10 protein-coding genes and 2 pseudogenes are annotated in these 10,115 nt (G+C 65.7%); 9 read left to right on the top strand and 3 right to left on the bottom strand.

Annotation, left to right across the window (positions count from 1 at the left end; all coding sequences use genetic code 11):
- Positions 1-320: pseudogene (locus tag VIR09_RS22390) on the bottom strand (SPOR domain-containing protein); the annotation flags it as partial.
- A 63-nt stretch (positions 321-383) separates the two neighbouring features.
- Entirely contained in the window at positions 384-1,694 is a 1,311-nt protein-coding gene (folC, locus tag VIR09_RS22395) for a bifunctional tetrahydrofolate synthase/dihydrofolate synthase (RefSeq protein WP_332014851.1), read from the bottom strand.
- Between the two features lie 164 nt (positions 1,695-1,858).
- Here folC and VIR09_RS22400 point away from each other — a divergent pair, with 164 nt between their 5' ends.
- The 4 genes from VIR09_RS22400 to VIR09_RS22415 all read left to right on the top strand — a co-directional run bounded on the left by VIR09_RS22400 (position 1,859) and on the right by VIR09_RS22415 (position 5,710).
- The gene (locus VIR09_RS22400; protein WP_332014842.1) at positions 1,859-2,275 is read left to right on the top strand and encodes a cupin domain-containing protein; all 417 of its coding nucleotides are present in this window, start codon (positions 1,859-1,861) and stop codon (positions 2,273-2,275) included.
- 68 nt (positions 2,276-2,343) lie between these two features.
- Entirely contained in the window at positions 2,344-3,315 is a 972-nt protein-coding gene (locus tag VIR09_RS22405) for a tripartite tricarboxylate transporter substrate binding protein (protein WP_332014843.1), read from the top strand.
- Positions 3,312-4,544 (top strand): CoA transferase, encoded by a 1,233-nt coding sequence (locus tag VIR09_RS22410; protein WP_332014844.1) that lies wholly within the window; start codon positions 3,312-3,314, stop codon positions 4,542-4,544. The genes VIR09_RS22405 and VIR09_RS22410 overlap by 4 nt, the downstream gene beginning before the upstream one ends.
- Positions 4,544-5,710 carry an acyl-CoA dehydrogenase family protein gene (locus VIR09_RS22415; protein ID WP_332014845.1) on the top strand — a complete coding sequence of 389 codons (1,167 nt, stop codon included), beginning with the start codon at positions 4,544-4,546 and terminating at the stop codon, positions 5,708-5,710. Before VIR09_RS22410 ends, VIR09_RS22415 begins: the two co-directional genes overlap by 1 nt.
- 36 nt (positions 5,711-5,746) lie before the next feature.
- Here VIR09_RS22415 and VIR09_RS22420 read toward each other — a convergent pair whose 3' ends face one another.
- Entirely contained in the window at positions 5,747-6,484 is a 738-nt protein-coding gene (locus VIR09_RS22420; protein WP_332014846.1) for an IclR family transcriptional regulator, read from the bottom strand.
- Between the two features lie 142 nt (positions 6,485-6,626).
- On the opposite strand from VIR09_RS22420, the gene VIR09_RS22425 reads away from it, so the two are divergent.
- From VIR09_RS22425 to VIR09_RS22445, 5 genes and pseudogenes are all read left to right on the top strand, one after another.
- Complete coding sequence (locus VIR09_RS22425; protein WP_332014847.1) at positions 6,627-7,004, top strand: flagellar protein FlaG; 378 nt, start codon at positions 6,627-6,629, stop codon at positions 7,002-7,004.
- Positions 7,005-7,148: 144 nt separating this feature from the next.
- On the top strand, positions 7,149-8,537 hold the full coding sequence (gene fliD, locus VIR09_RS22430; protein WP_332014848.1) for a flagellar filament capping protein FliD: 1,389 nt from the start codon (positions 7,149-7,151) through the stop codon (positions 8,535-8,537).
- Positions 8,538-8,556: 19 nt separating this feature from the next.
- Positions 8,557-8,985: a flagellar export chaperone FliS gene (fliS, locus tag VIR09_RS22435; RefSeq protein ID WP_332014849.1), complete on the top strand. Its 429-nt coding sequence runs from the start codon at positions 8,557-8,559 to the stop codon at positions 8,983-8,985.
- Positions 8,986-9,032: 47 nt separating this feature from the next.
- Positions 9,033-9,389 carry a flagellar protein FliT gene (locus VIR09_RS22440; RefSeq protein WP_332014850.1) on the top strand — a complete coding sequence of 119 codons (357 nt, stop codon included), beginning with the start codon at positions 9,033-9,035 and terminating at the stop codon, positions 9,387-9,389.
- Positions 9,386-10,115, top strand: a pseudogene (locus tag VIR09_RS22445) (flagellar hook-length control protein FliK); the annotation flags it as partial. The gene VIR09_RS22440 and the pseudogene VIR09_RS22445, both read left to right, overlap by 4 nt.

Consider the following 10,115-nt stretch of genomic DNA (forward strand, 5'->3'; position numbering starts at 1 on the left):
GGGATGGCGGAAGGATCCGTCGGCGCGGCGCCACCCGGCGCGGGCGTCTGCGGCGCGGCGACCTGCGGTTCGCTCACTTGCGGCTGGAACGGCGTGTTGCGTTCCGGCACCCTGATGGGAATGTTGTCGTCGACCGGCGTGGGCTGCGAGTCGAGCACCATCGGCAGGATGATGACGGCAGCCAATACCAGCGCGATAGCGCCTGCCAGCCTGCGCCGCGCGCGGCCGCGCAGCTCCGCAGCCTGCACCTCGCTGGGCACTGCCGCCCGCTTGGAGGACTGCGCCTGGTCGGCAGGATCTTTGCGTTTGAAAAAACCCATGGAGGAGAATTCCTTGCGGCGATATGGCGGCGGGCCGCCTGGACGCGATTGACCCGATGCTGCCTATGCCTTGCGACCCAGAGCCTGCAAAACCGAGGCTACGGTGAGAAACGAGCCGAACACCACGATTCTATCATTCTCCCCTGCCCGTTCGCGCGCGGCGGCAAAGGCCTGGGCGGGATCCGCATACGCAGAGATGGCCGGCTTTTCGCCCCCAGCAGGCGTGGGCGGCAGCGCCGCGGCGACCTGTTCGGCCAACGCTGCGCCAGGCGTGCCGCGCGGACCCGGCAGGCCGGCGCAGTACCAATTGTCGATGCGCGTGCCGAGCTTGGCGACGACGCCGGCGAGATCCTTGTCGTTCAGCATGCCGAACACAGCGTGGGTGTAGGGATGGAAACCCATGTTGTCCAGATTCTGCGCCAGCACCGCCGCGGCATGCGGGTTGTGCGCCACGTCCAGGATGACCGCGGGCTGGCCCGGCAGGATCTGGAAACGGCCAGGCAGGGACGCCTGCAACAACCCCAGGCGCACGGCCTGCTGCGGCACCGGCAGGCGGTCACGCACCGATTCCAGCGCCGCCAGCGCGGCCGATGCGTTCAGCAACTGGTTGGCGCCCCGCAGCGCCGGATAGGCCAGCGAGTTACGGCGCTGTTCGCGGCCGCCGTAGGCCCATTGCTGGCGGTCGCCGGAATAATTGTAGTCACGGCCGAACAGCCAGAGATCGGCGCCGATCTTCTCAACGTGGTCCAGCAGCGATTGCGGAGGCACGGGATCGCTGCAGATTGCCGGCCGGCCGCTGCGATAGATATGGGCTTTCTCGAAACCGATTTTTTCGCGCGTATCGCCCAGCCAGTCGGTGTGGTCCAGATCCACGCTGGTGACGATGGAGCAGTCGGCGTCGACGATGTTGACGGCATCCAGCCGCCCGCCCAGCCCGACTTCAAGCACCACGGCATCCAGCCTGGATTGCGAGAACAGGCGCAGGATCGCCAGCGTGGTGAATTCGAAATAGGTCAGCGAAACGTCGCCGCGCGCAGCCTCGACCGCCTGGAACTGGGCGATCAGCGCCTCGTCGGTGGCGATCTGGCCATTGATGCGGGCGCGTTCGTTGAAGTCGATCAGGTGCGGCGAGGTGTACAGCCCGACCTTGTAGCCGGCCGCCAGCAGGATCGCTTCGAGCATGGCACAGGTGGAGCCCTTGCCGTTGGTGCCGCCGATGACGAACTTCACGCCGGACAGCTCCAGCCCCATGCGTCCGGCCACCTCGCGCACCCGGTCCAGGCCCATGTCGATGGCGGTAGCGTGGATCGATTCCAGATACTGCAGCCAATCGGACAGGGTGGCGGAAACGTCGGGCGTGCGGGCAGAAGACATGACAAAGCCGGAAGTGAGTTCAGCCATCGATTTTAGCAGTCCGCGCACGGTGTTTTCCCTAATCCCCCAGGGAGCGGCAAGGTATCCATACCGAAAAATTGCTTGCCGATATTTTTCTCATACATAAAAATAATTTCACGTATGAGAATTTCCATGGATAGAACATGACGCAGAGCAAGACCCCATCCTGGCTGGTGCGCGAGGCCGACGTGCCCGGCTACCACCCCGCCAACCACACCGGCACCCTGAACCGCCGTCTGATCGGCCCGGACACCGTTGGCTCCCGGGGCGTGGAAGTGCTGCTGGGCGTAATCGACAAGGGCAAGGGCGCCCTGCCGCACGCCCACCCCGGCATCGAGCAGGTCTGTTACCTGCTGTCCGGCACGGCGCGCGCGCAGGTGCAGGACGAATGGGCCGACATGGGCCCGGGCGACTGCTGCTACTTCCCCCCGGACATTCCGCATGTCTTCACCGTCACCAGCGACGAGCCCGCCCGCCTGCTGGTGATCTACACGCCCCCGTATGAAGAATCCCCCGACCGCGTGATACGCGGCTTTCCGGCGCCACCCCCAGCCGCTTGACGCGGCGCAGCCCCGGGCAGCGGGCCCAGAAACCGCGCCTGGATCCGAAACACACAGGAGACAAACCCATGAGACCTCTAAGCCTGTTGGGCGCCGCCCTCATCGGCAGCGCGGCGCTGATTGCCGGCCCCACCGCGCACGCCGCCGACTACCCCACCAAACCCATCACCCTGATCGTCCCCTTTCCCGCCGGCTCCGGCACCGACGCCGTGGGCCGCATCTTCGGCGCCGAGCTGGGCAACATCCTGGGCCAGCAGGTTGTGGTGGAGAACAAGCCCGGGGCCAACGCCACCATCGCGGCCAGCTACGTCGCTCGTGCCAAGCCCGACGGCTACACGCTCTTCGTCACCACCAACACTTCGCATTCGGCCGCGCCCTGGCTGATGAAGAACGTGCCCTACGATCCGGTCAAGGACTTCACCCCCATCGCCCGCGGCGGCAACCTGCCGTTCATCCTGGTGGTGAACCCGAAGCGTCCCTGGAAAACGGTGGGCGAGCTGATCGCCGACGCGCGCCAGCATCCCGGCCGCATTACCTACGCCAGCGGCAACAGCACTGGCATCGTCGCCGGCGCCACGCTGGCCAACCGCGCCAAGATCGACATCCTGCACGTGCCTTACAAAGGCACGCCCCAAGGCCTCACCGACGTGGTCGGCGGACAGGTCGACTTCATGTTCACCGACCTGGCTTCCGGCCTGCCCTTCGTGCAATCGGGCCAGTTGCGCGCGCTGGCCGTGTCGACCGCCGAACGCAGCGCCATCGTCCCCGACCTGCCGTCCATGGCCGAGTCCGGCGTGCAGGACTTCGACCTGAACTCATGGAACGGCTACTTCGGCCCGGCCGGCATGCCGCCGGAAATCGTGGCCAAGCTGAATGCCGCGATCAATCAGGTGGTCGCCAAGCCTGACGTGAAAAAGCGCCTGGCCGGCCTCGGGTTCGACGCCTTTTCCAGCACGCCACAAACGTTCTCCCAGTTTGTCGGCGCCCAGCTGGACCTGTGGGGCAAACTGATCCGCGACGCGGGGATCGAGCAGCAATGAACGCATCACCGCAATCCGACACGCCCGCCGCAGGCCCCCTGGCGGGAGTGCGCATCCTGGACCTGAGCGCGGTCGTGATGGGCCCCTATGCCACCCAGGTCCTGGCCGACCTGGGCGCCGACGTCATCAAGGTCGAGCCCCCGGCCGGCGACAACATGCGGGCCGTCGGCCCCATGCGCAACCCTGGCATGGGCCATATCTATCTGCACCTGAACCGCAACAAGCGATCGGTCGTCCTGGACCTGAAGACGCCCGAGGGGCTCGAGGCCTGCCTGAAACTGGCCGAAAGCTGCGACGCCCTGCTCTACAACATCCGCCCGCAGGCGATGGCCCGGCTGGGCCTGTCTTACGAGGCAGTGGCGGCGCGCAATCCGCGCATCGTCTACCTGGGCGCCTACGGCTACGGCGAGGCCGGCCCCTACGCCGGGCGTCCCGCCTACGACGACCTGATCCAGGGCCAGACCGGCATCGCCGCCCTCTCTGCCCAGCAAAGCGGGGACGTGCCGCGCTACGCGCCGCTGACCCTGGCCGACCGGGCGGTCGGGCTGCACGTGGGCATCGCGCTGGTGTCCGCGGTGCTGCATGCCCGCGGCACGGGGTTAGGCCAGCAGGTGGAAATCCCCATGTTCGAAGGCATGGCCCACCTCGTGCTGGGCGATCATCTTGGCGGCGCCACCTTCGACCCCCCGCTAGGCCCCACCGGATACGCGCGCCTGCTGGCGCCGCATCGCCGCCCCTACGCCACGGTCGACGGCTACATCAGCCTGCTGATCTACAACGACAAGCACTGGCGCAACTTCTTCGACCTGATCGGCCAGCCCGAATTGTCGGCGGACCCGCGCTTCAGCTCCCACGGCGCGCGCGCCGCCCACATCGGCGACGTCTATGCCTTTGTCGCCGACGTCATCGCCACCCGCCGCAGCGAGGAATGGCTGGAAGGCCTGGCGCGGGCGGACATTCCCGCCTCGCCGCTCTATTCCGTGGACGACCTGCTACAGGACGAACACCTGGCCGCGACCGGCTCGATTCGGACCATGGACCACCCCAGCGAAGGCCCGATCCGCACAACCGCTCCGCTGGGCACATACGAAAGCACTCCCACCTCCATACGCCGCCCCGCCCCCAGGCTGGGCCAGCACAGCCGCGAAGTGCTGGCCGAGGCCGGCTATGACCCCGCCCGGATCGACGCCATGGCGGCCCGCGGCATCACCCTGGATGGAAATGACTGATGGACTTTGAATTCACCCCCGACCAGTTGGCGCTGCGGGACGCCGTGTCCCGCATCTGCGAGCGCTACCCAGACGACTATTGGCTGGAGCGCGACCGCGAAGGCGGCTTTCCGGAGCCCCTGCACGCCGATCTGGCTCGCGACGGCTGGTTGGGCATCGCCATGCCGCAGGAATATGGCGGCGCCGGCCTGGGCATGACCGAGGCCGCACTGATGATGCAGACCATTGCGGCCTCCGGCGCCGGCTTCACCGGCGCCTCGGCCGTCCATATGAACATCTTCGGCCTGAACCCGGTCGTGGTGTTCGGCAGCGACGAGCAGCGCCGCCGCTGGCTGGAACCCCTGATCGCCGGCCGCGAGAAAGCCTGCTTCGCCGTCACCGAACCCGACGCCGGACTGGACACCACCAAGCTCAGCACCCGCGCCGTGCGCCAGGGCGACGAGTACGTGGTGCACGGTCGCAAGATCTGGATATCGACCGCCCAGGTCGCCAACAAGATGCTGCTGCTGGCGCGCACCACCCCGCTGTCCGAGGTGGAAAAGCCCACCCAGGGCCTGTCGCTGTTCTACACGGACCTGGACCGCAACAAGATAGAAGTCCGCGAGATCGAAAAGATGGGCCGCAAGGCGGTGGACTCGAACATGCTGTTCATCGACGGCCTGCGCATCCCCGTGGCCGACCGCATCGGCGAGGAAGGCCGCGGCTTCGAGTACATCCTGCATGGCCTGAACCCCGAGCGCATCCTGATCGCGGCCGAGGCGGTGGGCATCGGCCGGGCCGCGCTGGACCGGGCCGTGAAGTACGCCGGCGAACGTACCGTGTTCGGCCGCCCCATCGGCCAGAACCAGGGCATCCAGCACCCGCTTGCCCAAGCCTGGATGCAGTTGGAAGCCGCCGACTTGATGGTGTTCAAGGCCGCCAGCCTGTATGACGCGGGCAAGCCCTGCGGCCCATACGCCAACTCGGCCAAGTACCTGGCGGCCGAGGCCGGCTACAACGCTTGCCAGACCGCGGTCATGACCCTGGGCGGCATGGGCTACGCCAAGGAATACCACGTGGAGCGCCTGCTGCGCGAAAGCTTCATTCCCCGCATCGCCCCGGTCAGCCCGCAACTGATCATGTGCTTCATCGCGGAAAAAGTGCTGGGCTTGCCCAAGTCCTACTGAGCGCCGGCGCGCCGTCCCAGCGGCAAGGCCTGCCCGTCAGGCCTGCTGCTCCAGCGCAGTGCACGCCGACCGCAGGATCCGGGCATAGGATTCCTGCTGGGGCTCGATCCGGTAGATCGGCCCGCCCACCGAAATCGCATAGTGTTCACCGGACAGGGTGACCGGCCAGGCGATCGCGCCCACGTCCGCAATGGACTCGCCGCTGTTCATGAACCAGCCGCGCTGGCGCGACAGCGCCAGATCCGCCAGCAAGGCTTCGCGCGTGACCAGCGTCCGTTCGTTGTGACGGGTCATGGCCATGCCCGCGAGCATGCTGTCGCGGGCCGGGTCGTCCAATGTTGACAGCAGCGCCTTCCCCAGCGAATTCGCATGAATGTCTTTGAATTCACCCGCAACGGGCGCGTATCTTATCGTATGTGGAGAATCCAGCACATCCAGGTAGACCACCCGGCCGTCCTGGCTCAGTTTGGCGAAAACAATCGTTTCCCGGGTAGCGTCCCTTAACTCCGTCAGACTGGGATAGACGCGGTCCAGGACCGGATCGGCGCGGGCAATGCGCTGCGCCATGGCAAGCAGCCTGCCGGTCGGATAGTAGCCTTGGCGCCGGCCCGTTTCATACAGATAGCCCAAGCCCGTCAGGGTACGGATCAGGGCCAGGCAGCTGGACACCGGCACATCCAGCAACCGAGCCAGTTCCGATAACGGCAGCGCGCGCTTTTCGCGGGCATAGGTTTCGATGATTTCGATAACTCGCAGCGCCGTCTTGACACTCATTGCCCGATCCGAACTATTTAGCACATGAAACATCTGGCTCGGCGGTGGCTAAAGTTCCCTACGGGCCTGCCGTTATCGTAGCTGAGAATTCCCTGAAAACAGCGCGTTCCTCCGAGACGCCCACATCGCCGTTGGAGTGATCATGGCCGTAACCCCCATAGCCCCACCATCGTTTGCACCAACGCCGGTAGCATCCGCGCCCGTCGCGCCGGACCCCGCCGTGAGCGTCGTGCCCACGGCCGCCGCAACGAACAGTGGGGCTTCGGACAGCGCGACGTCGGATCAATCCGACTCGCAGAAGCTCCCCCTTGACAAGGCTCTGGACGAAATCAACGACCAGATGAAAGCCTGGTCCACCCAGCTCCAGTTCGAAATCGACCCCAACGTGCACCAGGTGGTGGTCTCGGTGATCGATGCGGAATCGGGCGACGTCATACGCACGATCCCCAGCGAAACACTGCTCAAAATCGCCAAAATGATCGTGAACATGCAAGGAAACGGCATTAAAACCACGGCCTGATTTGACCCCGGTTCAGCCCATGGCCGGCCGCCCTGCCGCCGGCCGGCCACGGAAGCGTCGAATTAGGCCCGCCTAATGCCCTTACCCGGCCAATCGCCACCACCGTATTTTTGACAGAATCGCATCGCTAGGAAGGAAATTCACATGGCCTCTATCACCAACCTCGGCTCGGTTTCCGGTTTGCCACTGGAAGAAACCCTGAAGAAATTGCAGGAAGCCGAGGACAAAAAGCTCTCGATCTACGACACGCGCACGGCAAGCTACAAGACGCGCATCGATGCCTATGCCAAGCTGCAGAGCGCGCTGGAAGCGGTCCAGAAGGCCGCCGGAGTGCTCGGCAAGGCCGAAACGTTGGCGGCCATCAAGGGAAGCGTCACCGGCGGAACTGCCTTGACGGCCACCGTGGCCGCCGAGGGCGTCGTCGCAGGCGAGTACACCATCGCGGTCAACAAGCTGGCCAAGTCCCAGACCCTCCAGTCCGGCGGCGTCAGCGACCGCACGGCCAAGCACGGCGATACGGGCTCCTTCGAAATCGAGCTGGCCAACGGCACCAAGAAAACCATAGACCTCAAGGGCGACACCTCGCTCAACGGCATCGTCAAGGCCATCAACGCCGACGACAAGGCCGGCGTGCGCGCCACCGTCATCAACGACGGCAACGGCAACAACTACCTGATGCTGACCGCCAAGGACACCGGCGTCCAGGCTTCCGTCAAGTCCATCACCGTCACGGGCGACCAGTCGCTCAAGGACATCCTGAGCTTCAGCACCGACGCCGGCGGTGTGACCACCGGCATGACCAACACGAAGGCGCAGGACGCGGAGGTCGTGATCAACGGCATCCCCGTGACCAGCGGCTCGAACAACATCGACAAGGCCATCGACGGCGTGACGCTGAACCTGTCCGAGGAAACCCCGACGGACAAGCCCATCACGCTCAAGCTGGAAGCGGACCCGTCCGTGGCGACCAAGGCCGTGAAGGACTTCGTCACCGTCTACAACACGCTGCAGTCCACCATCAAGGAACTGACTGCGTTCGACGCCAAGGCCGCGACCAATCAGCCCCTGACGGGCGATGGCACGACCCGCTCGATCCAATGGTCCCTGAGCAATGCGCTGCAGGACGTCCTGGGCGGAGACGCAGTGAAATCGCTGGCCGACCTGGGCATCACGACCGATCCGCTGAACCGCCAGCTGAAGCTGGACCAGACCAAGCTGGACAAGGCGCTAAAGGAAAACTCCGCCGACGTCACCAAGCTGCTGACGGGCGAAAACGGCCTGGCCAAGAAGATGGAAGCCGCCTTCAAGGACGTGCTCGGCGACAATGGCTCGCTGAAAACCCGTCAAGACGGACTGAGCAAGACCATCGACGACCTGGCGGCGCAGAAAGCCCGCGCCAAGGCCAGTAGCGATGCCGAAATGGACCAGATGCGCACGCGCTTTGTCCAGCTGGACAAGTTCGTCTCGCAGTTGAGCGTCACCGGCAACTACCTGACCCAGCAATTTGCGGCGATGAACAAATCGTCCAAATAAACCGTAGAAGATGCATTAAATGACTTATGCCGCCCGCCGCCCCCAGGGGTCCCAATCTGTCCGCTCCTACGCCGATATCGGCCTGGAAACCCAGATTCTGGGTGCAAGCCCCGAGCGGCTGATCACCCTGCTCTACATGGGCGCGCGCGCGGCCATTGGGCAGGCGCGTATCCATCTGCAGGAGGGGCGGATCGCGGAGCGCGGCGCGGCAATCTCGAAAGCAATCAAGATCGTCGACGAAGGCCTGAAGATGGGCCTGAACATGGAGGCGGGCGGCGATATCGCCGCCAATCTCTCGCTGCTTTACGACTACATCGTCCGCACTCTTTTGATGGCCAATCTCAAGGCTGACGTCGAACAGTTGGATATAGCCGACCGCCTGCTGGCGGATCTGGCTGAAGCTTGGCAGACCTCCATAGACCGGCCTGCCGGCGGGATGCAACCTTGATGGCCCGAAATACGAATTTAGCCAGCCATCGACCGCCCGAGATTTCCATGACGTCCCTGACCCAGTACACCCACCCCATCCTGGAACACTACCAGGAGATCGCCCACATCACGAACGACATGTTGTCAGCCGCGCAAGCGGGCGACTGGGATGCCGCGATGGTTCTTGGGCAGCAGTACTGCGAACAGGTCGAGCGCCTGCGGCTGACCGACAGCAGCGTGCCACTGGACGAAGCCGGGCGCACCCTGAAGTACGACCTGCTGGTGCGCATCCTGGAAAACGACGCGCTCACCCGCGACCTGGCGCTTCCGCAACTGGCACGCCTGGGAGAACTGCTGGGGCGCATGAAGCGCCAGCAAACCTTGCTGTCCGCCTACGGGTACCAGCAGGCGCCTGAAACATGAGCGTAGGTCCCGCCGCACTTGGCAATGTCCTGGTGCAGCGGCTGGACGCCGTGCTGGGCACGACGATGTCCGCCGCCAGCGCCAATCAGGTCTCCGGCGCCCGCCCAGACGCCGTCAGCCAGCCAGGCAGCCCGGAAAAACCAGGCGCCTCGGACGGATCGGCCCGCGACCCAGGGCAAGGCATACAGACTGGCGGCGCCCGTGGCGACCGCCAGAATACTGTTGTCGATCCAAAAACGGCGGCGGCCTTGGCGCTGGCAGCCCGCGGCCTGGTCACCAGCAGCGACACCACCGCCTCCGCCCCGACCACGCTGGGCACGACCGCGCGCACCATTCTTGCGTTGCTGGCCCAATTCCCCGAGGCCGCGCCGGCGGTCCAGGGACGCGCGCCTCTCTGGACCGCTGACGCGCCATCCGGCCAGCCGGGCGCGGGAGCCGGATCCATGCCCGCTGCCCCACAGGGCCAGCAGCCCGGGCAAACCAGCGCGCAGGCGCCCTTGCCGACGTCCGGCCAGACTCCGCCGCAGACCACCGCACAACAAGCCGCCACCCTCGCTGCCTCAGCCGCCGCGTCGCTCGACGGCGACAGCCCGCTAGCGGGCACCAAACCAGACCGGCTGACCGGACACGGCGAAAACGCCAATGCGGCCAAGGGCCCCGACGCAGCGGCGCATGCCGCCCTGGCAAGCGGCGGGCCTTCCGCGCGCGCGCTGGGACTGGCCCTGC

It is taken from the genome of Achromobacter sp. (assembly GCF_036567245.1).
Classification (GTDB): domain Bacteria; phylum Pseudomonadota; class Gammaproteobacteria; order Burkholderiales; family Burkholderiaceae_B; genus Achromobacter.